Genomic DNA, 22,290 nt, shown 5'->3' with positions numbered 1-22,290 from the left:
CAACGCCATGGATTCCATCCTCATCCCGCTCCTGATCCTCGTTGCGGTCATTGCGGGCGTGCTCCTGCTCATTCGCTCGTTCACCAAGCGCTCCGCCGAATCCAAGGCGGACGCAGCAGCGGCCAACACCCCTACGGATCCCGTGGAGCTTGCCAGGGAATCTGCCGCCAAGCTGAACCAGGAGCAGCACCGGCAGCTGTACTCCCTGATTGCGCGGGGCCAAGGCATGGCAGCCATCAAGCTATACCTCCAGTCCACCGGAGAAGGCCTACGGGCATCGCGCGATGCCGTAGGTGCCCTCGCAGCGCACCCGCAGCCGTTCACGCCCGAGGTCCCCGCCAAGGACCTGCTGGCCGAGGACGATGACGAGCCGGAGCGTTTCCCGTACCGGTACCGGGCCATCGTCAGCAAAGGCGAGGTGACCCGGGAAGTGAGCAGCAACATGCTCAATGACGAGATCTACGGAAGAATCCGCACGCTCGCCAAAAGCGGCGATGTCGAGGGCGCTGCCATCGCGCTGACACGCCACTCGGACATCACCATCAAACAGGCCCGCGAGTTTATTGAACTGTTGGACGACTAGGAAGCCCTAGAAGTCGAACAGGTCCCCGAGGAAGCCTTCCTTCTTCTTGCGCTTGCGGCCATATCCATCGCGGTCGTAGCCATCACGCCTGTCCCCATCCTGCCGGTCGTAGTCACGCCTGTCCCTGTCGTCATAGCGCGGCTGCTGGGGACGGGATTCGAACGGGTTGTAAAGGGGCGGCGGCGCAATAGGGGGCTGGGCCGGTGCAGCTGCAGGACGGGCGGCCGCAGGGCCTGTTTCCGCGGCGACGCGATCAATGATCTTGTCCAACTCGCCACGGTCCAGCCATACACCCCTGCATTGCGGGCAGTAGTCGATCTCCACGCCGCTTCGTTCGCTCATCACCAGGTCAATGGAATCCACAGGACATTTCATGTCTGCCCCAACGATCAACCGTGCCAAATAGTTCAGGCCAGCCAAGGACCGGAACTCCCCCAGGCAGCCTCTTCCGCGGCTGCTTCCCGGACAGGGCTAACGGCCCGCTGAGATCCCTGCGAGCAGCTGCTCGAACGGCAATGACTCAAGGGCATCATTCTTGCGGTTTGGTTGGGGGCCGCTGAGCAGTTGCACCAGTTCACCCGCAGCCCTGTCCACGCGCGCCGAGAGGGGCGAGCCGCCGTCGTCGGTGTTTCCCCAGTCCTGCGGCCCCGCGAAGACGCCGGTAGCCGCAATCCTGGTGCGGAGGTAGGTGAACAGCGGCCGCATGGCGTAGTCGAGCACCATCTGGTGGCGGTCCGTGCCGCCTGTAGCGCCGAGGAGAACGGCTTTGCCATCCAGGGACTTCGGATCAAGGACGTCGATAAACGACTTGAAGAGTCCGCTGTAGGAGGCGCTGAAGACAGGACTCACGGCGATGATGGCGTCGGACTGGTCGACGCCGGCAATCACCTCAGCCAGACGGGGCGCGGCATAGCCGGTCACAAAGTTGTTGGCGATGTCCACCGCGAGGTCGCGCAGTTCGACGATGTCGATCGTGGCGTCGTAGCCTGCCGCACGCAGCTGTCGCTCGGCGGAGGCGGCCAGTTGGTCGGCCAGCAGGCGGCTCGACGACGGGACACCGAGTCCGGCGGAAAGTACGGTGATGCGGCGGGTTTCCATGGCATTCTCCTGTTGCTTGTTCATCCAGTTTACATGCGTTTGCATCTAAATCAATGAACAGGGGGCCGCCCGGAAGTATTCCCTGAACCCTCTAGCTCCCCTTCAGCTCGGTCAGGAACGCCACCGTGGCCGCGGAAATCTGCCCTTGCGCATCCTCGCGATCCACAGAAGGGTCGCCGTCACCGGGCTGGGGGCCATAGCTGCCGAAGAACGCGTGGTTACCGCCCTGCACCTCCACGAACGTGGAATCCAAGGGCAGCAGTTCGCGCGAAGCATTGATCTTTTCCGGCGTGCTGAGTCCGTCCTTCGAGCCGGAGATGGACAGCACCTTCAGCCCGGCGCGGTCACGCATGGAATCCAGCGGATAGGAGGCATACAGCAGCAGGCCGTCAACGTCCTGGTTGCCCAGCGCGAACGAGCTCGCACTGACGCCGCCCAACGAATGGCCGCCTACCGTCCACGTGGAAATCTCCGGATGCGCAGCCATCGCACCACGGGCTTGGTTGCCATCCAGCAAACTGAGATTAAGGGGTGTCTTCAAAATCACCACCAACACTCCTGCATCCGCTGCGGGCTTGAGAATATCCACGTAGGCCCTGGCCTCAACCCGGGCGCCCGGGTAGAAGACGAGGCCCTTGGTGGCCTGTCCACCTTCGGGCGCCAGGACGATCGCCGTCGGCTCCTCAGCCACAGAGACGCCGGCCGCTGCCCCGGCTGCGGCCGCCGGCTGGTACGCGAAAGGGTTCAGCCACACCAGCATGGCCACCAGCGCGAGCACCGCCACGCGCCCTGCCCAGGCGCCGACGGTACGCCATGCAGATCGTTTCAGGGAAACGCGGCGGCGCCGCCACAGCAGGACAGCCCAAAGAAGCCCGACGACGGCGGCAGTCACCAACAGCGCGGGCATCAACGGGTGGCCGCGCAGAACGGCGGGATTCCCGATCAGCATCCACAGGGGAACAAGGACCAGAGCCGCCGCGCACACTCCGGACGCCCAGTAAAGAACGGGCCTGCGAGTGGCTTGAATGGCGTCAGGAGAGGAAGTCATACTCCAATAATAGTTCCATCATGGAGATACTTTGAGCCTTCCGCATGTGGGACGCTGAAGTTTTAGCGCCGCGGGGCGTGTGTGGAGAGGAAAGCAAACGTCCTGTCCCGCGCCTCGCGGGCCTCGTCAAAGTTCAAGTGGAACTGGTACTCGTGCGGCAGTTCGGGCTCGTGGGTGGCGGGCCAGAACAGCTCGGTCACCTGAACGCCGGCATCCTTGAGGCGGTTGCTGTAGGGAACCGACTGCAGCCAGGTGAGTCCGTCACCGTTCCCACCACTGATGAAAGTGGGCGGGAAATCGTCCGTGACGAAGTCAATGGTGGACATGGTGGCCCCGGCATAGGTGGCGGACCAATCCTTGGTGCCCGTGTAGGCCCACAAGGACGTCTTGAATCCCCAGGCAACGATCCCGCTGAGGTCCGCCATGGCCCGGAGGTCATAGACACCGCAATGCAGGATGGTGGCCGCCAACTCCGACTTCTGGAGGGCCGGCTCGATCCCCATCAGGTTGGCATACTCCGGGTTTACGGTCAGGGTGGTCATCTGGCTGGCGAGCTGGGCACCGGCAGAGTCGCCGGCCAGGACAATCCTGCTGGTGTCCACATTCAGTTCGGCTGCATGGGCCTTGATGTAGGCCAAGGCCTCGTTGATGTCACGCACGGCAGTGGGGTACGTGGCTTCGGGCGCGATCGGGTAGCTCATGCCAATGGTGGTGTACCCCTCGGCGGCAATGATCTGGAGATACGGATTCACGTCCCGTTGCGCTCCGGAAATCCAGGCACCCCCATGAATCCACACCACCGTGGGGAGGGGCGCCGTGGTTCCCTCGGGGCTGAAAACGTCAAAGGTTGAACCGGGCTTGTAGACCACTCCAGCTTGGGTCTGCAGCGGGGTATCCGGGATATACGGTGTCATCTCGTCGATGGTTGCCTGCGCCCCGCGCTCAAAGACGCTCCGGATCAGCATCGCCGAAGGCCATGGCGTCGCCGACAACACCAGCAGGACGATCAATACCAGCACGATCGCGATGTCCAGCTTCTTCAGCCGCAAGGACCGTTTTCGCCCCGGCCGCGACAATCGACCCGCGCCTGCTGGTTGGTCTTTACCCGTGCTGGCTTGGATTGATTCCAACGGTCCCATCACACACTCCCCCGGTCGGTGCACCTGTGGACCATGCTACGGCCGCCAAGGCGTTTGCCGACGTCAGTCCGACGGTCGCGCCGCCCGCAGCAGGACGCCTTCGCCGCCGTCGAACCTCCAGCCGCCGTCGTGTCATCCTGCGCATCGGCCACTAGGACCAGACGGACGGGGTCCACCATAGCGGCGGTCATATTCGCGGCGAACGACCCAGATCCGGACGCGGAAACACGACCCGCGTCCAGCTCCACAGCCAGTATGCCCGCCACGTCAGCGGGCAGGGCGGGTCGGATCGTGAAAGACATCGGCCCAGTCTAATCAGCGGAATTGCTTGCACTATGAGGGCCAGCTCATAGAGTGGAATCTGGCCACCGACGCCTGAACGGCACCTACGAAAGCAGACCATGACACAGCCAGCAATCGCCCCTCTGGACGGTGTCCGGGTCCTGGAACTCGGCAACTACATCGCGGCACCCACGGCAGGACGCCTGCTGGCCGATTTCGGGGCCGAGGTCATCAAGGTGGAGCGGCCCGGGACCGGCGACGAACTGCGCAACTGGCGCCTGCACAAAGGCACCACATCCATGCTCTACCGGACGCTGAACCGCAACAAGAAGTCCGTGGTCCTGGACCTTCGCACCGATGCGGGCAAGAAGGCGGTGCTCGAGCTCGTTGCCAAGTGCGACATCCTGCTGGAGAACTTCAGGCCAGGCACCCTGGAAAAGTGGGGCCTGGGACCGGACGTCCTCAACAAAGCGAATCCGGACCTGATCATCACCCGCATCTCCGCCTTTGGGCAGACCGGACCGCTGTCTGAGCGGCCCGGCTTCGCCGCCGTCGCCGAAGCGTATGGCGGGTTCCGCAATCTGGTGGGCGACCCGGACCGTGCTCCCGTCCGGGTAGGCGTTTCCATTGGCGACTCGATCGCGGGACTGTATGCCGCCTTCGGTTCCGTGATGAGCCTGTACCAGCGTGAAGCACGACGCCGGGACTCGGCAGGCGCTGTACCCCTCACCGAGCGCATTATCGACGTCGCGCTGAACGAGGCCATGTTCTCCATGATGGAATCGCTGATCCCGGACTATCAGGCCTATGGCGTGGACCGGCAACGCGTGGGTGGCCGGATGGAGGGCATTGCGCCGTCCAACGCATACCTGTGCAAGGACGGTTCCAGTATTGTGGTGGCCGGCAACGGCGACTCGATCTTTCAGCGGTACATGCAGACCATTGGGCGCCCGGACCTGGCGGAGGACCCTTCCTTGCAATCGAATGCCGGGCGCTGGGCGCAACGCGAAGAACTGGATCAGGCGATCGGAGAATGGACTGCTGAGCAGTCCGCTGCCGAGGCTCTCGCGGCGCTTGAGGCTGCAGGGGTTCCAGCCGGGCCCATCTACACGGCGGCCGATATCAGCACGGACAGCCAGTACGCTGCCCGCAACATGATCCAGAAGTTCGACGTCTCTACCGGCGAGGAAGTCCTCCCCGACGTCGGCTTTCCCGGCATTGTTCCGGTCATTGGCAACCAGTCCCTGCCCATCCGGAACCTGGGACCCGACCTGGGTGAAAATACCCAGGAGATCCTTGGTGGGCTCCTGAACATGGATGCCGCACAGATCAAGGCCGCTACCGGCCACAAGGAGGCCCTCCACCCATGAACCCGTACGAAAGCCCCCTGGCCTCAACGCTGGGCAACGTGATCCTGCGTGACGTCACGCTGCGCGACGGACTCCAGCTCACCGGCAAGCTCCTGCCCACCGAACAGAAGATCCAGACCGTACGGGAACTGCTGCGGCTGGGAGTGCCCGCCATCGAGCTGGGCTCCATGGCCCGCGCAGACCTGGTCCCCACCATGGCCAACACCCTGGACGTAGTCCGGGCCCTCACGCCGGAGGAACTGGAAAAGTGTTGGATCTGGGTAGCCACACCCGGACACGTAGCCAAGGCGTCAGCGGCTGGTGCCCGTAATTTCCAGTACTGCTTGTCTGCCTCGGATTCGCACAACACGGCGAACATCGGGCGCACCACGGATGAGAGCCTGGCCGCGCTGCCTGAAGCTGTGGAATACTCCCGTGCCGTGAACGGGCGGATCCAGTTGTGCATTGCGACCTCGTTCACCTGCCCTTTTGAGGGATACGTCCCCGAGGAACGCATCCTTTCCATTGCCAACGATCCCCGTGCTGCAGGCACCGCGGACATCGTCATCTGCGACACCCTGGGCCAGGCCGTCCCTGCGCAGGTTTCCCGCCTTATTACCCGCGTGCGCGACGAGTCCCCTGAGCGCCGGATCGTCTATCACGGGCACGACACCTGGGGCCTGGGGGTGGCGAACACCCTCGCGGCCATTCAAGCCGGCGCCGCCATGGTGGACGGCGCCCTTGGCGGATTGGGTGGTTGCCCGTTCGCCCCCGGCGCCAGCGGCAATACCTCCAGCGAGGACATTCTCTTCGCAACCCGTCCGGAGTGGCTTACTCCGGAGATTTTCGGAGAGCTCGTGGCGCTGTCCGAGAAATTGCTGGCCGAACTGGGTGAACCGAACCGTTCCAAGGCGGCCCAGGGCGCGCGTTCGAAGGCAGAGGCCTTTGACTGGGTGGTTCCTGCCCCTGTTCAGCCTGCGCCCTAATGCTGTTTCCTAGTTCTTCCTGCCTGCTCCGCCCGCAGCCATCAGCGCCAAACGCTTCAGGGTCTCGCGGTTGCGCACAGCTATCACCGGGTCCCGCAGGGCCTTGGGTATCACTTTTCCAGGACCACGCACGGCGTCCTCTTCAATGGAGACCCTGCACTGGTTACCCCCAAGGTCTTCCATGGTGATCAGCACTTTGGCTTCGCCCAAGGGCCAGCCCCTGGCCACAAGTTCCAGCGACTTGCCCGGATCCATGCCGGTCACCCTGCTGCTGTCGTCGAGCAGGAAGGGCCACGACCCCACTGAGTGGTGCAGCTTGGAACCTACCTGCGGCCAGTGATCGTCCACGGCGCGGATCCTGGAGGCACCCACCACCCAGCCTGAATAAAGCCAGCCGTTTTCGATGACCTTCCAGACGTCAGTGGCGGGGGACGTGAACAGCTGCGTCACGGTGGACATGGTGTTCCTCTCTGAGCAGGTGTAGCCGCGGCGATGACGTTAAGCTAAGCATGCTTATTGTTTGCCCGCCATAGGCCGCCGGCTGTTACGAGCCCGGCTTGGTGGCCTTGCCGTCCAACCAGAGCATGTCCGACTCGTCCCGGTGCGTTCCATCCGATCCCACATGCTTGCTGTCGATCTGTGGCCCTTTCTTTATGGCGTGAACCAAGGCCATTCCATGTCCCCGCCCGAGGTCGTAGTCAGCTTTGAGCCATTCAAGGATGGTCCCGGCTTTCACGGAAGGATCATTAAATCCTTTGGATTCGGCGATCCCCACCAATTCCCGCGGAGTTAGCCCGGTTTTGTCTTCAATGGCATCGAGGTAAGCCTGGAATGACATCAGTGGTGCCCCATCTCTGTTTCATGAATTCATCTATTCGTGCGGTCATCGTACCGGGCCGAACGAATCATCAGGTGGCCCCTGTAGGCTGGCATCTTGAATTTGGGGGAATCAATGGCAAAACAGTTTCACTCCCATGCACGGCCACGCGCTGGATGCATCTCCGTGCTGTTCGTTGGAGTTGTGTTCATTGCCTGGCTTTGCTCCATTCTCTGGACGGCAATAGATGAAGGCGGCGTCCCATCCGACGCAGGATTCCCCGCGGTTCCCGCACCCAGCAAAGCAGGAGTAATTTCCCTGGAATGTGGATCAGGAGGCTGTTCGCGCGAAATGGTTGTGGACGTCCAACCGCCACACACAGCCCAATCGCTAAGAGCCGAAATAGGCCTGACCTCTGAACGCTGCGGCCCCCTGAACTTGTGGACCCTGCGAAAGACCTGCACCGGGATCGCCAACGCCGGCGGCAAGGAATTCCGGATCTACCTGCAGTACTCGTCCCCACTGTCGAAGTAGTAGGGCGGCTGGGCAGCGGAAAATAGCTGTTCCAGCCCTTGACGTTGACCTGCGCCCTACACTGATCGCATGACGTGGCGTTCGATTGCGGTGGGCGTGGTATTCGCCATGGCAGTACCGCTGTTGGCCGCCTGCGATCCCGCAGGACCAGGTTCCGGCGGTTCAAGTTCCAGCGGGCCAGGTCCCGGCGTTTCAAGCGGTTCGAGCCCAGAGACCACGGGCACAAACCATGGCCCCATCACCGTTGAGGTCAATCAGTCCAGGGACCAATACGGCAAGCAGGCCATCCTGCTGCAGCTCACCAACACCACGGATCTGCCCCTGACAGTGACACGCGCCCAGCTGAGATCCACGCTCTTTAACGGTGACATCTCCTGGGAACCGTCTGCGGGCAGCCTTGAGTTGCCGCCCCATCAGCCTAAAAGTCTTCCGGCAGTATTGCCCGCGGCCACCTGCGAAGCATCCGTAAGCACGTCCGCTGAACTCAAAGCCCAGGTAACCTACTCAGCACCGGACAAGGCGTCTGTGGAGGAAGACACCAGCGCTTCGGATCCCTTCGGCGTCCTTTCCAGAAATGCCGGCGAGCTGTGCCTCGCATCGGAGGCGGCCGCCGTCGCGGGCATTGTCCTGGACCCCGAACTGGAGGTGGCAGCGGACGGCCGCACCGCCGTCGTGCGCCTTGTCATTACGCCAGCACCGACCACGGCGGGAAAAGGGGCGGAACGCATCACTATTGAGTCGATCGACGAAACCACCCTGCTGGCGCAATCCCCCGAAGCTCCGTGGCCCGTCAACGTGACCGTGGGCGGGGCGCCTCAGGAAATCCCGTTGACCGTTCGCCCGGCACGTTGCGATCCGCACGCTGTTGCCGAGGACAAAGTGGGGACACTCCTTCCGCTGCGGGTCACGGTGGGAGACAGGGAAGGCGTACTGAAAATTCCGGCGTCCAATGACCTGCGTGGCCGAATCTACGACTTCGTTACGGCCGCCTGCGTCCCTGCAGGTTAGGCGCTGCGCCCCGCAGGTTAGGCGCTGCGCCCCGCAGGGACACAGCGATGCGCTCCTGCAGGCAGGCTAACCGAGCGTGGCCAGGGCCCCCGGAGCACACTCCACAATGACCTTGACGTTGGCCTCGACGCTCTTCACTTCGCCGTCCATCTGGTACGGGAGCGGCTTGAGCGTGGTGAATTCGTAGCGGCTCACGCTCGGCTGGTCACCCAGGCCCTGCGTGGTGGCCTTCAATGCCGTCAGCAGCGTCCGCCATTTTGGCATGTGCGGGAAAACGATGACCTCGAACTTGCCATCCGAAGGGTGGTTCTCCGCCTCACTCAACGTGGCGTACTTGGCCATTTCATTGATATTGGCGAAGACCAGGCTGTCGAACTTCCTGCGCTTCCCGTCAGCCAGGCGGATGCCGAAGGGCTCGAACTTGGAAAAGGTCTGGATCACCGTGACCATTTCCTTCAGAGCACCCTTGCTGCCCTTTTCAAGCTCAGTGGCCACCACTGGAGTAAGGCCGAAACCGATGTACGAATGCGCATACTGGAGCGGCTCATTCTCTTTTTGTCCGGTGTGGATCCGGAGGAGGTCGATGTTATGGACCCGCCCCTCCGCAATTGCCTCTTCCAACGGCTTGGTGGCAATGATCCTGCTGTGGTCGTTAGCGTTACCCGCAGCCCGGACGGCGCACACTGCCTTGGGGTTCCCGGCCTGCATCACACCGTTGACCACCTCGTTGTAGCCGCCATCGCCACTGACGGAAACCACCAGGACGTCGCCGCCCTTTGAGGCAGCTTCACGGGCCAGGTCCACGGCATGCCCGGCGTGCTCGGTGGGCTGGAGCGTGATCTCAGGCTGATACGTGAGGAGTTCCTTCAGGCGGTCATGCAGCTGCTGCGCCAACTCGGGCGCATCCCCGGTGCTGTTGGGGTTAAAGATGATGACGATCGACTCAAAGGTCCGGGCAGAATCCACAGTGCGCTCCTGATTCATTGCGAGGTCCCTTTTCAGGCGGTAGTTTTCCTCGGAAGTTCCCATACTATTCGTAATCCAGTGGGGGTTCCGGATGGCCCATGAACGTGAAAACATGAGAAAGGGTTTCCAGAAGCGGAGATCCGACTCAATCAGCCTGATACGGTGTGGTGCTGTGTCAGCAGCGGGGACAACCCATGGACGACTCACGCCAGACTGCACGCACGCTGGTCCTTGAGCATGAGATCACCCTGGACGATCTCTGGGCCTGGTACTGGGCGAATGGCGGGAATGCCCGGCTCTGGGATTTCGATGCCTATATTTTTGGGATCCAGGAGCGCGATCCTTTCGAGCTGAAGATCCTCAGCTGGGCAATGGAAGACCTTGATGCCCGGGCGCTGCTGTAAGTTTGCCTGCCTCGATCAGGTGCCGCGTTGAGTGGGCAACAAACGGCTGTCCCGCCCGCATCCGGCGGTCCAGCTCCCTGAGCTTTTCCTCGTAGCCCTCCGGTGTAAAGCCGGGAACCCACCACACACATTTGCGCAGGATCCACACCACGGCGCCTACGTCGAAAAACTTCATGCGGCTCCTGGCTGTTTGGAGGCCGGTAATTGTCAGGCCCGCAGCTTCCGCGGCAGCTGCCTCGGAGTGTGGATCACGGCCCTTCCGCTCTTCCGGCAGGGGGCCGAGAAAATGTTCAATCAGCTCAAAGGCCGACGCCGGCCCCACATGCTGCGCGAAATAGTGGCCGCCGGGGGCAAGAACGCGGTGGATTTCTGCCCAGTCCGGGCTGACGGGATGACGCGCCGTCACCAATTCAAAAGACCCGTCCGGGAAAGGCAGCCCGGAACCTGCCGTTGTTTCCACGATCTCCACCCCGCGCGGACCCAGCAATTCACGGGCCTTTTGCGCGTTGGGCGGCCAGCCCTCGGTGGCAGCCATGACCTCCGGAAACCGGGCAGCTTCGGAGAGGACCTCCCCGCCCCCTGTGTCCAGGTCGAGGGCACTGCGCACAGCAGCAAGGCGGCCCGCCAAGAGCTTCGCGAATCCCCAGGGCGGCCGTTCCTCGGTGGCCCGTCCCTCCAGCCAGCCGAATCCCCAGCCGTTCACGTCGGCTTCTTCAGCCTCAGCTACCAAGGTCTCAAAATCACGCATCAGTGCCTCCGGTGTGTATCTGCCATGGCCACGCTAAACGGTCCGGCAGGCACCCGCCAATCCGCCGGTAGGGTTGAGGCATGGGGACAGTTTTGGAGGCCGAAGGCCTGTTGGTCGGTTATGCCGGAGCCCCGGTATGCGGCGAAGTTACTGCGTCTGTCGACGCTGGTGAAGTGCTGGGGATCGTGGGCGACAACGGCGCAGGAAAGTCCACGGTGGCACGCACCCTCGTTGGACGGCAGGCGTCCCTGGCCGGCGAAGTGAAAGTCCACGGCCTCCTCATCGACCCGGACGCTGTCCCCTTCCGCCGGCAGGTCTCCGCGGTGTTTGACGACGACCTCTTCTTCCCCTCCCTCACCGTCCGGGAACATCTGCTCCTCATTGCCCGCGGCCATTCCCTGGACGCCCCTGAAGAGCGGGTGGAGGAAGAGCTGGCGTTCTTCGGACTCACAGGCAGGTCCCACGCAATACCTGATGCTCTTTCTTCCGGTCAGCGGCGCCGGCTGTTGCTGGCAGCCGGACTGATCCGCCCGTCGTCGCTCCTGGTTCTTGACGAGCCGGAGCAACGGCTCGATCCGCGCATGAGGATTGCGCTGGGCCAGCGCATCACAGCCCATGCCAAGAACGGTGGTGCGGTGGTTTTGGTTACCCACGATCCCCAAATGCTCCTGGCCACGGCCTCCACATGCTTGGTCATTGACGAGGAAGTCCGGGAATTCGATCCGGAACAGGGGGCCTCGATCATTGCCGGCTCCTGACATGCTCGATCTTGAACCGTCGAGGCAAAACAGGAACCTGGCCGCCGAGCTGGTCCGGTTCACGCGCCGATCCGCCCGACGCTACAAACGCAGCCGGACCTCCTGGGGTGACCGTATTGTGGACGCCTACAGCTGGGGGCTGGGGATCGGCGTCGCCCTCACCATCGCGGCCTCGTTCGTCCTGGCGCTGCGCAATGAGATTGCGGACAGGGCGTCCACTACCGACAGCATCATCGACGAGCGATGGTTGGTTCTTCCGGAAACCGTGTTGTGGACTTCAGTAACTTTCGCGGTCCTCATGGTCATCAGCAACCTGGCGCGAAAGCTTGGGCCCATAACGGCAAATGGGGCAGAAAGTACCTGGTGGCTGTCGCTGCCGGTGGACCGCCGGCCCATGGTCCTGCCGTCGTTCCTCCGCAAGGTCACGCTTACGGCGGCAGGGTCGGGCATCGTCTACTTGCCCTTCAGCCTGGTGACCGCCGTTGACCGCGCCCCCAGTGAACATCTTCTCGCTGCACTTTCCTTTGGCGGTGCCGCCGCTGTTGCCATGGCGATGGCGGCAGTGCAGCAACTGGGCTGGTTGGGACCACGGGCTGGTAAAGCTGCGACGACGGCGGGCCTCCTCGCCTGCGCAGTACTGCCGTCACTGTCCGGATCGCCTTGGCCGGCGGCGCTGGTAGCCGCTGCCGCCGTCGGACTACTGGCGCTGGTGGCACCCCGCGCCGGTAAGGTGCGGGGTGAAGAGCTGGTTCGCGGTGGTGCCGTGGCCGGCCACGCCGGCGCTTCGCTGTTCCTGATGGACTCCAACGAGGTACTTCGGGCCTTGGGTGGCGGCCGTCAAAGGGTCGACGGCGGCAGGGCGGGCCGCTTCTACGCCAGGCCGGCGCGTGGTCCACTGAGCTCGCTGATCCGCGCTGACGCCGTTGCCTTCCTCCGCCTGAATCCCCCGCTGATCCCAGCCGGCCTATGGCTTGCGGCCTGCGTGGCAATCCTCCTCGTAGAAGGCGGCCTGCCCGAGTTCGCGCAGCTTGCGGTGATCGTGATCGCGGGATGCGCCACTGCATCCGGCATGGGAACCGTGGCCCGCAAGACCGCGCTGGTTCCTGAGCTCGATGCCCTGCTGCCCTTGCATCCGGCGCTGGTGAAGACCAGCCGCGCCCTGATGCCGTGCCTGGCCATGGCCGCGTGGATGGCGACGCTCAGCGGGCTGTTGGTTCTTTTGGGCGCTGCGGATCCGTGGTTGGTTGGTGTTGGCGGCCTTGCGGGCGTGGGCATGGGTGCGGGCACTCTCCGGGCGGCCGCCAGGACCCCGCCGGACTGGACAGCTCCGCCGGTTGAAACCCCCTTTGGCCCTGTACCACGCGCCCAGTTGGGGTCCCTGCTCCGCGGGCTGGATGTAACCATCCTGGCGACAATTCCATTGCTGGTGGCCCTTTACCTTGGGTACGTCCCGTGGTCCGTACTGATGGTGCAGGCCGCATTCAGTGCAGGGATCTTCCTGGTGGTTGTGTTGACGCGGCCAAAGCAGCCCTGAGTGCACAGGGACTTCCCTAGAGCAGGGCGGTCCCTTCGATGCACGTTGCCGACGCTCCGCCCACCCAGATTTCGCCGTCCCCGGCCTTGACGTGAATCCTGCCTGCCCGGCCGAGCACAGTACCTTGGGCAGCGACGTATTCCTCGGGCGCACGGCCGCTTCCGATCAGCCATTGGGCCGCGCCGGCGTTGAAACTGCCGGTCACGGGGTCTTCCACCATGGCGTCGCCCGGAATGAACGTGCGGACTTCAAAGTCGACGGCGGAACCGGGGTGGTACGGACCAATCACTCCCACTTTGAGGTCACCCATGGAAACGAAGTCGGGGTCGATGGACAGCACCTGTTCCGCCGAGCTGAGGAGCACTCCAATCCAGGTGGGCCCGTTCACAAGCCATGACACATCCAGCAACTCTTCCTCGCGCAGACGCAGGGCTGCCGCGAGCTGGGTCTTGATGTCGTTATCAACCGGGCCGAAGCGGGTCAGCGGCGGCGCGGCGAAAGCCAACCGTCCGGCGTCGTGCTTCACCCGGACCAAACCCGCGCCGCATTCCTGGACAAGGATGCCATCTGTCTTTGGCACTCCCCCGGCCTGCAGCCACGTGTGTGCCGAACCAAGGGTGGGGTGCCCGGCAAACGGGAACTCCTCGCTGCCCGTGAAGATCCGTACCTTGTAGTCCGCCCTGGGGTCGGTGGGAGGGAGGAGGAACGTGGTCTCCGAGAGGTTTGTCCAGTTGGCGAAGTGCTGCATTTGCTCGCTGCTGAGGCCTTCGGCATCGACCACCACGGCGAGCGGATTGCCCCGGTAAGGCTGGTCGGAAAAGACATCCACTTGGTGGAACGGGCGGGTGCGCGGGGCTTGTGAAGTCACCGCTGAAGGCTACCATCGGCGCCGCCAGGTATTGCTGACGAACCTGTCCTGCGTCTGCGAAACTACCCCTATGGCAGAGAACAAGACCCAGCCCACGGACGTGTCCGCTGAAGATTTCCTGGCCGCAGTGGAACACCCGACGCGGCGTGCGGACGGCTTCGAGCTGCTCGGGATGATGCGCACCATCACCGGTCAGGAGGCCGTCATGTGGGGGCCCACCATTGTGGGCTTCGGCAGCTACCACTACAAATACGGGACCGGCCGCGAAGGCGACTCGGCCGCCGTCGGGTTTTCGCCACGCAAGGCCAACCTGGCGCTGTACGGGCTGACCTATGGTCCGGATGCTGACCGGCTGCTTCCCGACCTTGGCAAACACAAGACCGGCGCGGCCTGCCTTTACGTGAACAAACTGGACGACATCGACCGCGAAGTCCTCGCCCAGATGATCCGCACGGGATACCAGCACGTCATGGAGTCGCTGCACACCCCATGATTTCCCGCAAAAAGACCCCCACCACCGGAATCCGGTAGCGGGGGTCTTCAGTTGCAGTCAGAGACTACTTGCTGGCTACGACCTCAAGGTCGATAACAGCGGAAACGTCCTCGTGCAGGCGAACGTTGGCCGTGTACGAACCGACAGACTTGATGTGGTTCGGCAGTTCAACGTTGCGCTTGTCGATGGCGCCGAGGCCAGCGGCCTCAACAGCAGCAGCGACATCAGCAGGCTTGACGGTGCCGAAGAGACGACCGGACTCGCCGGCCTTCACCTCGAGCTTGACCTTCTTGGAGGACAGAGCCTGGGCCTGTGCCTGTGCAGCTTCGACAGAAGCGTGGGCACGAGCAGCGCGGGCAGCCTTGATGGACTCAACCTGCTTCTCGCCACCCTTGCTCCAGGTCAGGGCGAAACCGCGGGGCAGCAGGAAGTTACGTGCGTAACCGTCCTTGACCTCGACGACATCGCCAGCAGCACCGAGACCGGTTACTTCGTGGGTCAGAATGAGCTTTGCCATGTTAGTTAATCCCTTCCCTTAGCCGCGGCCAGCGCCGGAGTAAGGCAGCAGAGCAACTTCGCGGGCGTTCTTGATTGCCTGGGCGATCTTGCGCTGTTCCTGAACGGTAACGCCAGTGACGCGACGAGCGCGGATCTTTCCGCGGTCGGAGATGAACTTGCGCAGCAGTGCTACGTCCTTGTAGTCGATGACAGTGATGTCAGCGGCCTTCAAGGGGTTGGACTTTGGTTTGGGCTTACGGAGTTCAGCCTTAGCCATCGTGGAGCTCCTTTTCTATGGAGCCCGTGGATATTGATCCACGGGATGGTGGTGTTCGACGGCGGTTGCCACCTTGGTGCCTTGCGGCAGTTCCGGTGAGCGTCCGGCGTCGGACTTTAATGTTGTGTTTAGAAGGGAGGTTCGGAATCCGGGCCGTTGCCCCAGCCGCCAGCATTGCTGACACCGGGCGTAGCCCAGGGGTCATCCTGCTGCTGTGCGGGCTGGTTGCCGCCCCAGGTTCCACCGGAGTTGCCGCCGCCCTGGTTTCCACCAGGAGCGCCACCTCCGAAGCCACCGGAATTACCGGCGTTACCGCCACCAAAGCCGCCCTGCCCGCCGCCGGAGCGCTGGGTACGGTTGACCTTGGCGTTTGCGTAACGCAGGCTGGGGCCGATTTCGTCGACCTCAAGCTCGATAACGGTGCGCTTTTCGCCTTCTTTTGTTTCGTAGGAACGGCTCTTCAAACGGCCGGAAACGATGACGCGCATTCCCTTCGTGAGGGACTCCGCTACGTTCTCGGCCGCTTCGCGCCAGACAGATGCGCGGAGGAACAGGGTTTCCCCGTCCTTCCACTCATTGGACTGGCGGTCAAAGGTCCGGGGAGTAGAAGCGATGGTGAAGTTCGCTACTGCCGAGCCAGACGGGGTGAACCGCAGCTCCGGGTCATTGGTGAGATTACCGATGACCGTAATAGTGGTTTCGCCTGCCATCTACTTCCTCCTTGTTCGTTCCTGCGGGGTAAAGATCTGAAAGGGGCTGATTACTCAGCAACAACCTTCTGGTCTTCAGGACGGATGATCTTGGTGCGCATGATCGTCTCGTTGAGAGACAGCTGGCGATCAAGTTCCTTGGCGGTAGCCGGTGCTGCGGTGAAGTTCACCACTGCGTAGATACCTTCGGACTTCTTCTTGATGTCGTACGCCAGACGGCGACGGCCCCAGATGTCTACCTTTTCGATGGTTCCACCATCGGTGGTGATGACATTGAGGAACTTCTGAAGCGACGACTCTACGGTACGCTCTTCGACCTCGGGGTCGATGATTACCATCAATTCGTAAGGACGCATATGTGAACCCACCTCCTTTGGGCTAAGCGGTTACGGTATTTCCGTAACAGGAGGTTCATTTGCGATGCTGCGTTGGCGCTCCCCGACCGAAGACACGGCAAGAGGGCGTAACACAGACTTCAATATCTTAGTGCATCTCCTGCACTCAAAGCTATTCGAGGGTGTCCGCGGCTGGAACCGGGCACTTGGCGTATGTGGATAACCAAGGGCGCCCAGCACGGAACAGGCAGGAAACGATGAGGGATGGAGCAGGGAATACTGGAGCCATGACCGTCCTGAAGTCCATCATTCTCTTCATTCTTGCCGCCGTTGCCGAGATCGGCGGCGCCTGGCTGATCTGGCAAGCCGTCCGTGAGGGCAAGGCCTGGTGGTGGGCTGGACTGGGCATTCTGGCACTTGGCATTTACGGTTTCTTCGCAGCCTTCCAACCCGATGCCCACTTCGGCAGGGTTTTGGCAGCATATGGGGGCGTCTTCATCGTCGGCTCGCTCGCGTGGGGAATGCTCATGGACGGCTTCCGTCCCGACCGCTGGGACGTGATCGGCGCGGCCATCTGTGTTGTGGGCGTAGGCGTGATCATGTTCGCACCACGCCCGGGCGCCTAGGCCCGGCACCGAGGGTACAGGCCCGAACACGACAAAACCCCCGGAAGATTTCCTTCCGGGGGTTTCTCTGTGCGCGGAGGGGGACTTGAACCCCCACCCCCTTTCGAGGACTAGCACCTCAAGCTAGCGCGTCTGCCATTCCGCCACCCGCGCAAGGTGATCAGGAGAAACAATGTTCCATTTTCTCCTTGACAGCGACAAAGACAATAACACGAACGAAGCCGATCCGTGGATTCCTGTCGCCTCTAGCACCCCCGCCGAGGCGGTCCTCACCAAGGCGGCGCTCACCAAGGCCGTCAGCGCCAGGGCGGTTCATCGCCAGGCCTGCCACGCCGGTTCCTCGCTAGGGTGGTGCACATGGATGCCACACCCATCAGCGCTCTGCTCCTGACCGTCGTGTTCGCCGCGATAGGTCTCTACTCCCTGTACTTCGTGGTCCGCTCCGGCGTACGCGACGGAATCCTCCAAGCCGACGAGAAACGCAGCGGACACAAGGAAGCCCAACCTCCAGCTGGCTAGGGTGGGCACATGGACAATGTCAGGGTGAAGCGGAGCCGGCTGCGGTTTGTGGTCATGGTGCTGGCCGGCGCAGCGGCTTTTGCCGCCACCGGCCTCTCGGGCAGTTGGGTGGACGCTCCGGCAGTTGGTTGGGCCGTGGCCGCGCTGGTCTACGTTGCCTGGGTTTGGCTTGTCATTGCCCGGCTGGATCCGTCCCGCACGGAACAGCACGCAACCTCCGAGGACCCCTCCAGGGGAGTTACGGATCTTTTGATCCTCATCGCCAATCTGGCCAGCCTCGCCGCCGTGGCAGCTGTGATCGTGGATTCCCATGCCCAGGGGACGGGCTCCCGCTTGGCCTCTGCAGCTTTGGCTTTGGGGTGCGTGGGCCTGTCCTGGATGCTGGTCCAGACACTTTTCACCCTTCGCTATGCAGAGCTCTACTACAGCAGGGACGCCCATGCCGGGGGTTCCGTGGGCGGCATCAGCTTCAATCAGGACCGGCCACCGCAGTACACGGATTTTGCCTACCTGGCCACCAGCCTGGGTATGACCTACCAGGTCTCCGACACCAATCTCGGAAACCACTCGATCCGGCTGGAAGCGCTCAAGCACAGCCTTCTTTCCTACTTGTTTGGAACCGTCATCCTGGCAGTGACCATCAACCTGGTCATCGGCCTGGCCCAATAACCAAGACGTTCAACGGGAGCTTAAAGCGAAACGGGGCAGCCGCCGTCGAATGTTGACGGTTGCTGCCCCGCTGTTGAAAGACGCTTACGACGCCGGTCCCCCACCGATGCTGGCCTGCTCGGCTTCTTCAGTGGTCGGCTCAGGTGAAGTGACGCCGCGCTTGCGGTAGCGCCACACACCGATGCCCACCACGATCGCGGCCAGTGCCAGCGACAGGAAGAGCGATTCACGGGTGGAATCGATGATGACCATGCCGATGATCAGCGCCACGATGGCACCGACCGCAATCCACGTGAGGTACGGGAAGAACCACATCTTGAGGTCGAGGTCCTTGGCCGCGGCACCCATGCGTTTGCGGAGGATGAGCTGCGAGGCCGCAATAACCAGCCACACAAAGAGTGCGATGGCTCCGGAGGTGTTCACGAGGAACAGGAACACTGTGTCCGGGGCGATGTAGTTCAGGCCAACGGTCACGAAGCCCACCACGGTGGAGGCCAGGACTGCTGCTGCCGGCACGCCACGCTTGGAGATCTTCATCCAGGACTTGGGAGCGTCGCCGCGCTGCGAGAGCGAGAACAGCATGCGGCTGGCGGTGTACAGGCCGGAGTTGAGGCAGGACAGCACCGAGGTGAGGACCACGATGTCCATGATGGTGCCTGCGCCCGGGATGCCGTAGAGCTCGATCACGGCAACATAGGGGCTCTTGGCCACGGAGGCGTCGTTCCACGGCAGGAGCGTGACAACAATGGCGATGGAGCCGATGTAGAAGATCAGGATGCGCCACACGGTGGACTTCACGGCCTTCTTCACGGCGTCTACGGGGTTCTCCGATTCGCCCGCGGCAATGGTGGCGATTTCGGCGCCGAAGAACGAGAACACCACCACGAGGATGCCCGCCAGGACTGCACCTGGACCATTGGGCATGAAGCCGCCCTGGTCCAGGAGGTTGGCGACACCCGGCGCTGAAACACCCGGCATAAGGCCGAGGATGGCAGCGATGCCGGCAAGGAGGAAGATGACGATCGCAGCGACCTTGATGGACGCGAACCAGAACTCGAACTCACCATAGGACTTCACGGAGCCAAGGTTGGTCAGTGTCAGGAGCACCATCAAAACCAGCGCCCAGATCCACTGGTCCACACCGGGCACCCAGCGGTGCATGATGGCGGCGCCCGCCGTTGCCTCGATGCCGAGGACGATGATCCAGAACCAGGCATAGAGCCAGCCAATACTGAACCCTGCCCAGCGGCCAAGGGCCTTGTCAGCGTATGTGGAGAACGAGCCGGTCTCCGGGTTGGCAGCAGCCATTTCGCCCAGCATGCGCATCACCAGGATGACCACCAGGCCGGCAGCCAGGTAGGCCACGAGGATGCCGGGACCGGCCTGCTGGATGGCGGCCCCCGAGCCAACGAACAGTCCTGCGCCGATCACGCCGGCAATGGCGATCATGGAGAGGTGGCGGGGCTTCAGGGATTTTGAAAGTTGTTGGTCAGCGTGCATGGATCTGCGCCGTCCTTTAGGTTTTCGCGGGGTGGCCGCGCGGTGTGCCACGGGCCACATGACTCATTCACGCTAGCCTGCTACCCCACCACCATGCCTGTGCGGCCGAACATTTTGACAGCACCAAAAAGGGGCGTGTGCACAAAATGTAAACCGTGAGGCATCCCATGTTTCATATTCGAAACTTTTGTCACACCCCTGAAATAACTGTTTGAGGCTATCCGTCAGAGCGAAGTGCGGAAGAACAGCTCAACAGCAGTCGCCAGGTACCGGGGATCCTCAACGCCGCACAGCTCGCGGGCAGAGTGCATCGACAGCAAGGGGATGCCCACGTCCACCGTACGGATGCCAAGGCGCGTAGCAGTCAGGGGCCCAATGGTGGATCCGCACGGGAGATCGTTGTTCGAAACATATTCCTGGTATGGAACACCGGACTCATCGCACAGCCGGGCCCAGAACGCAGCACCCGTGGCATCCGTGGCATAGCGCTGGTTCGCGTTGATCTTAAGCAGCGGCCCACCGTTGAGCACTGGCTTGTTGGCAGGATCATGCTTTTCCGCATAGTTGGGATGGACAGCATGGCCCGCGTCGGCCGAGACGCAGAACGAGGCCGCAAGGGCCTGCCGCCGCTGGCTCACCGAGGCACCGAGCCCGTCCGAAATGCGGACCAGGATGTCTTCGAGGATGGGGCCGCAGGCGCCGGAGCGCGAGTTGGAGCCGATCTCCTCATGATCGAAAGCGGCCAGCACAGCGATCGGGCCCCCTTCCGTAGCTGTTGCAGCGTGGTTGATCAATGCCACCAAGCCGGCGTGGGTGGAGGACAGGTTGTCCATTCGGCCTGAAGCGAAGAACTCGCTGTTGGCCCCGAAAACCGCGGGTGGCTGCGTGTCTGCCACTACGACGTCGTACCCGCCAATGGCAGCCGCATCCACTGTGGCGCCCTCAACGCGATCCGCGAGCAATCCCAGGAGGTCCTCACCAGCAGGGTCCCCCTGGCCGAAGATCGGGTTCATGTGCTGCTGCTTGGACAAATGCAGCCCGTTGTCGTTGACCCCCCGGTCCAGGTGGATGGCCAATTGCGGGAAGCGAAGAAGGGGACCAGTGGCCGTCAGATGCTGCGTACCGTCACGCATGACCAACCTTCCGGCCAACTGCAGTTCCCGGTCCAGCCAGGAGTTGAGCAGCGGACCGCCATAAACCTCGACGCCGGCCTGCAACCAACCGAATTTGCCGGTGGTGGGCTTGGGCTTCAGTTTGAACGACGGTGAGTCCGTGTGGGCGCCAAGGATATTGAAAGCCGTGGTGGGGCCTGCATTTTCCGGCGTCACCCACGCGATCAGGGCGCCGTCGCGAATGATGTAGAACCTACCTGCCCCGCCATCCCAAGGCTCCAGTTCATCCAGCGCCGTGAAGCCGGCCGCGTCCAGGCGTCGCCCTGCTTCGTGGACTGCATGGAAGCTCGACGGTGATGCCGAAACGTAGGCACCCAGGTCCTGGACATGGTCAATTGCTGTGGAGGCATTCGAAGGCATGACCCCGAGTCTAACCCCGCTTCCGGTGCCGGCGGGGCTTACACGGTGACGTTCAGCGCGGCCGTATAACCGCCCGCAACCGAGCCGGATATAGTCGCCAATTGGTATATACCTCCGTCATCGCCGAAGACGTTGTCGGACGTCAGCGTCGTCCTGGGGAAGTTCCGGGCGCTGGACTCGTAGCCGGTGGTTGCATAGACCTCCTTGCACGCCTTTTCCGTAAGGGCTATCTGCGAGACAGCCAACACTTGCCCAGCCGCGGTGGTGTTGCCCATGGATTCAAATACCTCAAAGTGAATATGCGGCCATCGTCCCGTGTAGGCGCCCGGGTAGATGGTGCTGAAGGTCAACTGGCCCTTTGCATCGGCTTCCTGCACTCCCCTCAGGAAGTTCTCGTTCTTCAGGCCTGCATCGTAGAGCGAATACTTTCCGTTCCGGTCGCAGTGCCAGACGTATACCGCAGCGCCGGCCAAGGGCGCGCAGCCGTTGGCATTGTCGAGGAGCGTCAGGGTTACTGTCAGGGGCACGCCTTCGGCCTTGGCGGTGGAGGTTCCGAAACTGGAACGGATGTCCCTCCGGACCACCCCGGAAGCTTCGAGCACATTGGGGCCATTGCTTCCGTCGGCGGGGTAGGGTCCCAACGTCTCTTCGGGGATTTCCACGCCGCATTCGGCGAATGCCCGCGTGACCGTGCTGGTAGCGGAAGGCGACGCGGCCGCCGTCGAACTTTGCGTTGTTGCGGCGGCACTGCCGGTGCTCGACGGCGTTGCGGCGCTACCTCCCGTACCCGGGGTGCAGGCAGCCAGGGCTGCTGCCGAACCGGCGCCCAGGAGGACACCCAGAGTGCGCCGCCGGTTGAGGAGCGTGGAGAGGTCGAACTCAAGCCCGCGGTCGTGGTTCGGGTGGGGAGTATTCATGCCTCCATAAAACCCGTGCAGCCTGTGTCTTGTACATGGTGCCGCTGTGGCAAGACTGTGAAGAGCTGGCCGCAACGTGCAACATAGACATT

Annotated in this window: 29 protein-coding genes and 1 tRNA gene; 13 read left to right on the top strand and 17 right to left on the bottom strand. The window is 62.7% G+C overall.

Features of this window, described 5'->3' with window-relative positions; genetic code table 11:
* Window positions 1–7 precede the first annotated feature (7 nt).
* A complete protein-coding gene (locus tag AC6JA3_RS00405; RefSeq protein WP_026547757.1) occupies window positions 8–583 on the top strand; it encodes a hypothetical protein in 576 nt (191 codons plus the stop codon).
* A 6-nt stretch (window positions 584–589) separates the two neighbouring features.
* Here AC6JA3_RS00405 and AC6JA3_RS00400 read toward each other — a convergent pair whose 3' ends face one another.
* From AC6JA3_RS00400 to AC6JA3_RS00385, 4 genes are all read right to left on the bottom strand, one after another.
* Window positions 590–946, bottom strand: a complete 357-nt coding sequence (locus tag AC6JA3_RS00400) for a TFIIB-type zinc ribbon-containing protein (RefSeq protein ID WP_497919804.1) — start codon at window positions 944–946, stop codon at window positions 590–592.
* Window positions 947–1,054: 108 nt separating this feature from the next.
* Window positions 1,055–1,681: an FMN reductase gene (locus AC6JA3_RS00395; protein ID WP_026547758.1), complete on the bottom strand. Its 627-nt coding sequence runs from the start codon at window positions 1,679–1,681 to the stop codon at window positions 1,055–1,057.
* Between the two features lie 91 nt (window positions 1,682–1,772).
* The gene (locus AC6JA3_RS00390) at window positions 1,773–2,729 is read right to left on the bottom strand and encodes an alpha/beta hydrolase (RefSeq protein WP_497919803.1); all 957 of its coding nucleotides are present in this window, start codon (window positions 2,727–2,729) and stop codon (window positions 1,773–1,775) included.
* 62 nt (window positions 2,730–2,791) lie between these two features.
* Complete coding sequence (locus AC6JA3_RS00385; protein WP_091553578.1) at window positions 2,792–3,868, bottom strand: alpha/beta hydrolase; 1,077 nt, start codon at window positions 3,866–3,868, stop codon at window positions 2,792–2,794.
* Window positions 3,869–3,894: 26 nt separating this feature from the next.
* On the opposite strand from AC6JA3_RS00385, the gene AC6JA3_RS00380 reads away from it, so the two are divergent.
* The 3 genes from AC6JA3_RS00380 to AC6JA3_RS00370 all read left to right on the top strand — a co-directional run bounded on the left by AC6JA3_RS00380 (window position 3,895) and on the right by AC6JA3_RS00370 (window position 6,485).
* A complete protein-coding gene (locus tag AC6JA3_RS00380) occupies window positions 3,895–4,023 on the top strand; it encodes a hypothetical protein (protein WP_497919802.1) in 129 nt (42 codons plus the stop codon).
* 246 nt (window positions 4,024–4,269) lie between these two features.
* Window positions 4,270–5,520, top strand: coding sequence for a CaiB/BaiF CoA transferase family protein (locus tag AC6JA3_RS00375; protein ID WP_497919801.1), 1,251 nt, complete (start codon window positions 4,270–4,272; stop codon window positions 5,518–5,520).
* Window positions 5,517–6,485, top strand: coding sequence for a hydroxymethylglutaryl-CoA lyase-like TIM-barrel protein (locus tag AC6JA3_RS00370; protein WP_497919800.1), 969 nt, complete (start codon window positions 5,517–5,519; stop codon window positions 6,483–6,485). Before AC6JA3_RS00375 ends, AC6JA3_RS00370 begins: the two co-directional genes overlap by 4 nt.
* A 9-nt stretch (window positions 6,486–6,494) precedes the next feature.
* Here the strand turns inward: AC6JA3_RS00370 and AC6JA3_RS00365 are convergent, their stop codons facing one another.
* Both AC6JA3_RS00365 and AC6JA3_RS00360 read right to left on the bottom strand, forming a co-directional pair.
* The gene (locus AC6JA3_RS00365) at window positions 6,495–6,944 is read right to left on the bottom strand and encodes an SRPBCC family protein (protein WP_497919799.1); all 450 of its coding nucleotides are present in this window, start codon (window positions 6,942–6,944) and stop codon (window positions 6,495–6,497) included.
* A gap of 85 nt (window positions 6,945–7,029) precedes the next feature.
* Window positions 7,030–7,323 carry a DUF4287 domain-containing protein gene (locus AC6JA3_RS00360; RefSeq protein ID WP_497919798.1) on the bottom strand — a complete coding sequence of 98 codons (294 nt, stop codon included), beginning with the start codon at window positions 7,321–7,323 and terminating at the stop codon, window positions 7,030–7,032.
* A gap of 114 nt (window positions 7,324–7,437) precedes the next feature.
* On the opposite strand from AC6JA3_RS00360, the gene AC6JA3_RS00355 reads away from it, so the two are divergent.
* Both AC6JA3_RS00355 and AC6JA3_RS00350 read left to right on the top strand, forming a co-directional pair.
* Window positions 7,438–7,836: a hypothetical protein gene (locus tag AC6JA3_RS00355; protein WP_238324888.1), complete on the top strand. Its 399-nt coding sequence runs from the start codon at window positions 7,438–7,440 to the stop codon at window positions 7,834–7,836.
* A 69-nt stretch (window positions 7,837–7,905) separates the two neighbouring features.
* Window positions 7,906–8,844 carry a hypothetical protein gene (locus AC6JA3_RS00350; protein ID WP_497919797.1) on the top strand — a complete coding sequence of 313 codons (939 nt, stop codon included), beginning with the start codon at window positions 7,906–7,908 and terminating at the stop codon, window positions 8,842–8,844.
* A 66-nt stretch (window positions 8,845–8,910) separates the two neighbouring features.
* Here the strand turns inward: AC6JA3_RS00350 and AC6JA3_RS00345 are convergent, their stop codons facing one another.
* Complete coding sequence (locus tag AC6JA3_RS00345) at window positions 8,911–9,828, bottom strand: diacylglycerol/lipid kinase family protein (RefSeq protein ID WP_245232926.1); 918 nt, start codon at window positions 9,826–9,828, stop codon at window positions 8,911–8,913.
* Between the two features lie 176 nt (window positions 9,829–10,004).
* On the opposite strand from AC6JA3_RS00345, the gene AC6JA3_RS00340 reads away from it, so the two are divergent.
* Window positions 10,005–10,214, top strand: a complete 210-nt coding sequence (locus AC6JA3_RS00340) for a hypothetical protein (RefSeq protein ID WP_035760803.1) — start codon at window positions 10,005–10,007, stop codon at window positions 10,212–10,214.
* Here AC6JA3_RS00340 and AC6JA3_RS00335 read toward each other — a convergent pair.
* The gene (locus AC6JA3_RS00335) at window positions 10,171–10,962 is read right to left on the bottom strand and encodes a class I SAM-dependent methyltransferase (protein ID WP_497919796.1); all 792 of its coding nucleotides are present in this window, start codon (window positions 10,960–10,962) and stop codon (window positions 10,171–10,173) included. The two genes, AC6JA3_RS00340 and AC6JA3_RS00335, sit on opposite strands and share 44 nt — an antisense overlap.
* A gap of 80 nt (window positions 10,963–11,042) precedes the next feature.
* Between AC6JA3_RS00335 and AC6JA3_RS00330 the strand changes: the two genes are divergently transcribed.
* Window positions 11,043–11,720: an ABC transporter ATP-binding protein gene (locus AC6JA3_RS00330; RefSeq protein ID WP_091553590.1), complete on the top strand. Its 678-nt coding sequence runs from the start codon at window positions 11,043–11,045 to the stop codon at window positions 11,718–11,720.
* A 1-nt stretch (window position 11,721) separates the two neighbouring features.
* Window positions 11,722–13,254, top strand: coding sequence for a DUF6297 family protein (locus tag AC6JA3_RS00325; RefSeq protein WP_497919794.1), 1,533 nt, complete (start codon window positions 11,722–11,724; stop codon window positions 13,252–13,254).
* A gap of 16 nt (window positions 13,255–13,270) precedes the next feature.
* On the opposite strand, the gene AC6JA3_RS00320 is transcribed toward AC6JA3_RS00325, so the two are convergent.
* Window positions 13,271–14,122 carry a PhzF family phenazine biosynthesis protein gene (locus AC6JA3_RS00320; RefSeq protein ID WP_497919793.1) on the bottom strand — a complete coding sequence of 284 codons (852 nt, stop codon included), beginning with the start codon at window positions 14,120–14,122 and terminating at the stop codon, window positions 13,271–13,273.
* A gap of 70 nt (window positions 14,123–14,192) precedes the next feature.
* On the opposite strand from AC6JA3_RS00320, the gene AC6JA3_RS00315 reads away from it, so the two are divergent.
* On the top strand, window positions 14,193–14,615 hold the full coding sequence (locus AC6JA3_RS00315; RefSeq protein WP_026547770.1) for a DUF1801 domain-containing protein: 423 nt from the start codon (window positions 14,193–14,195) through the stop codon (window positions 14,613–14,615).
* Between the two features lie 64 nt (window positions 14,616–14,679).
* On the opposite strand, the gene rplI is transcribed toward AC6JA3_RS00315, so the two are convergent.
* The 4 genes from rplI to rpsF form a co-directional block, all read right to left on the bottom strand.
* Window positions 14,680–15,132, bottom strand: a complete 453-nt coding sequence (gene rplI / locus AC6JA3_RS00310) for a 50S ribosomal protein L9 (RefSeq protein ID WP_024818808.1) — start codon at window positions 15,130–15,132, stop codon at window positions 14,680–14,682.
* Window positions 15,133–15,150: 18 nt separating this feature from the next.
* Complete coding sequence (gene rpsR / locus AC6JA3_RS00305; RefSeq protein WP_003800144.1) at window positions 15,151–15,390, bottom strand: 30S ribosomal protein S18; 240 nt, start codon at window positions 15,388–15,390, stop codon at window positions 15,151–15,153.
* A 128-nt stretch (window positions 15,391–15,518) separates the two neighbouring features.
* Entirely contained in the window at window positions 15,519–16,100 is a 582-nt protein-coding gene (locus AC6JA3_RS00300) for a single-stranded DNA-binding protein (RefSeq protein ID WP_011776754.1), read from the bottom strand.
* Window positions 16,101–16,150: 50 nt separating this feature from the next.
* Window positions 16,151–16,456, bottom strand: coding sequence for a 30S ribosomal protein S6 (gene rpsF / locus AC6JA3_RS00295; protein WP_011776755.1), 306 nt, complete (start codon window positions 16,454–16,456; stop codon window positions 16,151–16,153).
* Window positions 16,457–16,722: 266 nt separating this feature from the next.
* Between rpsF and AC6JA3_RS00290 the strand changes: the two genes are divergently transcribed.
* Window positions 16,723–17,061 (top strand): YnfA family protein, encoded by a 339-nt coding sequence (locus tag AC6JA3_RS00290; protein ID WP_497919792.1) that lies wholly within the window; start codon window positions 16,723–16,725, stop codon window positions 17,059–17,061.
* A gap of 70 nt (window positions 17,062–17,131) precedes the next feature.
* Here AC6JA3_RS00290 and AC6JA3_RS00285 read toward each other — a convergent pair.
* Window positions 17,132–17,214 (bottom strand) — tRNA-Leu (locus tag AC6JA3_RS00285).
* A 204-nt stretch (window positions 17,215–17,418) separates the two neighbouring features.
* On the opposite strand from AC6JA3_RS00285, the gene AC6JA3_RS00280 reads away from it, so the two are divergent.
* Both AC6JA3_RS00280 and AC6JA3_RS00275 read left to right on the top strand, forming a co-directional pair.
* The gene (locus AC6JA3_RS00280; protein ID WP_167332892.1) at window positions 17,419–17,580 is read left to right on the top strand and encodes a hypothetical protein; all 162 of its coding nucleotides are present in this window, start codon (window positions 17,419–17,421) and stop codon (window positions 17,578–17,580) included.
* Window positions 17,581–17,589: 9 nt separating this feature from the next.
* Window positions 17,590–18,249: a DUF1345 domain-containing protein gene (locus AC6JA3_RS00275; protein ID WP_026547772.1), complete on the top strand. Its 660-nt coding sequence runs from the start codon at window positions 17,590–17,592 to the stop codon at window positions 18,247–18,249.
* Between the two features lie 84 nt (window positions 18,250–18,333).
* Here AC6JA3_RS00275 and AC6JA3_RS00270 read toward each other — a convergent pair whose 3' ends face one another.
* The 3 genes from AC6JA3_RS00270 to AC6JA3_RS00260 all read right to left on the bottom strand — a co-directional run bounded on the left by AC6JA3_RS00270 (window position 18,334) and on the right by AC6JA3_RS00260 (window position 22,198).
* Window positions 18,334–19,749 carry an amino acid permease gene (locus AC6JA3_RS00270; RefSeq protein WP_497919791.1) on the bottom strand — a complete coding sequence of 472 codons (1,416 nt, stop codon included), beginning with the start codon at window positions 19,747–19,749 and terminating at the stop codon, window positions 18,334–18,336.
* Between the two features lie 224 nt (window positions 19,750–19,973).
* Complete coding sequence (locus tag AC6JA3_RS00265) at window positions 19,974–21,281, bottom strand: M18 family aminopeptidase (protein WP_497919790.1); 1,308 nt, start codon at window positions 21,279–21,281, stop codon at window positions 19,974–19,976.
* Window positions 21,282–21,319: 38 nt separating this feature from the next.
* On the bottom strand, window positions 21,320–22,198 hold the full coding sequence (locus tag AC6JA3_RS00260; RefSeq protein WP_497919789.1) for an intradiol ring-cleavage dioxygenase: 879 nt from the start codon (window positions 22,196–22,198) through the stop codon (window positions 21,320–21,322).
* Window positions 22,199–22,290 lie beyond the last annotated feature (92 nt).

It is taken from the genome of Arthrobacter sp. TmtSoilC79 (assembly GCF_059739405.1).
This window is presented reverse-complemented; position numbering and strand designations above follow the sequence as displayed.

What these genes read in the sequence shown, in the direction of transcription:
- AC6JA3_RS00405 (WP_026547757.1), top strand. Translation starts at nt 8, where the DNA reads ATGGATTCCATCCTCATCCCGCTCCTGATCCTCGTTGCGGTCATTGCG.
- AC6JA3_RS00395 (WP_026547758.1), bottom strand. Translation starts at nt 1,681, where the DNA reads ATGGAAACCCGCCGCATCACCGTACTTTCCGCCGGACTCGGTGTCCCG.
- AC6JA3_RS00390 (WP_497919803.1), bottom strand. Translation starts at nt 2,729, where the DNA reads ATGACTTCCTCTCCTGACGCCATTCAAGCCACTCGCAGGCCCGTTCTT.
- AC6JA3_RS00385 (WP_091553578.1), bottom strand. Translation starts at nt 3,868, where the DNA reads ATGGGACCGTTGGAATCAATCCAAGCCAGCACGGGTAAAGACCAACCA.
- AC6JA3_RS00375 (WP_497919801.1), top strand. Translation starts at nt 4,270, where the DNA reads ATGACACAGCCAGCAATCGCCCCTCTGGACGGTGTCCGGGTCCTGGAA.
- AC6JA3_RS00370 (WP_497919800.1), top strand. Translation starts at nt 5,517, where the DNA reads ATGAACCCGTACGAAAGCCCCCTGGCCTCAACGCTGGGCAACGTGATC.
- AC6JA3_RS00365 (WP_497919799.1), bottom strand. Translation starts at nt 6,944, where the DNA reads ATGTCCACCGTGACGCAGCTGTTCACGTCCCCCGCCACTGACGTCTGG.
- AC6JA3_RS00360 (WP_497919798.1), bottom strand. Translation starts at nt 7,323, where the DNA reads ATGTCATTCCAGGCTTACCTCGATGCCATTGAAGACAAAACCGGGCTA.
- AC6JA3_RS00355 (WP_238324888.1), top strand. Translation starts at nt 7,438, where the DNA reads ATGGCAAAACAGTTTCACTCCCATGCACGGCCACGCGCTGGATGCATC.
- AC6JA3_RS00350 (WP_497919797.1), top strand. Translation starts at nt 7,906, where the DNA reads ATGACGTGGCGTTCGATTGCGGTGGGCGTGGTATTCGCCATGGCAGTA.
- AC6JA3_RS00345 (WP_245232926.1), bottom strand. Translation starts at nt 9,828, where the DNA reads ATGAATCAGGAGCGCACTGTGGATTCTGCCCGGACCTTTGAGTCGATC.
- AC6JA3_RS00340 (WP_035760803.1), top strand. Translation starts at nt 10,005, where the DNA reads ATGGACGACTCACGCCAGACTGCACGCACGCTGGTCCTTGAGCATGAG.
- AC6JA3_RS00335 (WP_497919796.1), bottom strand. Translation starts at nt 10,962, where the DNA reads ATGCGTGATTTTGAGACCTTGGTAGCTGAGGCTGAAGAAGCCGACGTG.
- AC6JA3_RS00330 (WP_091553590.1), top strand. Translation starts at nt 11,043, where the DNA reads ATGGGGACAGTTTTGGAGGCCGAAGGCCTGTTGGTCGGTTATGCCGGA.
- AC6JA3_RS00325 (WP_497919794.1), top strand. Translation starts at nt 11,722, where the DNA reads ATGCTCGATCTTGAACCGTCGAGGCAAAACAGGAACCTGGCCGCCGAG.
- AC6JA3_RS00315 (WP_026547770.1), top strand. Translation starts at nt 14,193, where the DNA reads ATGGCAGAGAACAAGACCCAGCCCACGGACGTGTCCGCTGAAGATTTC.
- rplI (WP_024818808.1), bottom strand. Translation starts at nt 15,132, where the DNA reads ATGGCAAAGCTCATTCTGACCCACGAAGTAACCGGTCTCGGTGCTGCT.
- rpsR (WP_003800144.1), bottom strand. Translation starts at nt 15,390, where the DNA reads ATGGCTAAGGCTGAACTCCGTAAGCCCAAACCAAAGTCCAACCCCTTG.
- AC6JA3_RS00300 (WP_011776754.1), bottom strand. Translation starts at nt 16,100, where the DNA reads ATGGCAGGCGAAACCACTATTACGGTCATCGGTAATCTCACCAATGAC.
- rpsF (WP_011776755.1), bottom strand. Translation starts at nt 16,456, where the DNA reads ATGCGTCCTTACGAATTGATGGTAATCATCGACCCCGAGGTCGAAGAG.
- AC6JA3_RS00290 (WP_497919792.1), top strand. Translation starts at nt 16,723, where the DNA reads ATGACCGTCCTGAAGTCCATCATTCTCTTCATTCTTGCCGCCGTTGCC.
- AC6JA3_RS00280 (WP_167332892.1), top strand. Translation starts at nt 17,419, where the DNA reads ATGGATGCCACACCCATCAGCGCTCTGCTCCTGACCGTCGTGTTCGCC.
- AC6JA3_RS00275 (WP_026547772.1), top strand. Translation starts at nt 17,590, where the DNA reads ATGGACAATGTCAGGGTGAAGCGGAGCCGGCTGCGGTTTGTGGTCATG.
- AC6JA3_RS00270 (WP_497919791.1), bottom strand. Translation starts at nt 19,749, where the DNA reads ATGCACGCTGACCAACAACTTTCAAAATCCCTGAAGCCCCGCCACCTC.
- AC6JA3_RS00265 (WP_497919790.1), bottom strand. Translation starts at nt 21,281, where the DNA reads ATGCCTTCGAATGCCTCCACAGCAATTGACCATGTCCAGGACCTGGGT.
- AC6JA3_RS00260 (WP_497919789.1), bottom strand. Translation starts at nt 22,198, where the DNA reads ATGAATACTCCCCACCCGAACCACGACCGCGGGCTTGAGTTCGACCTC.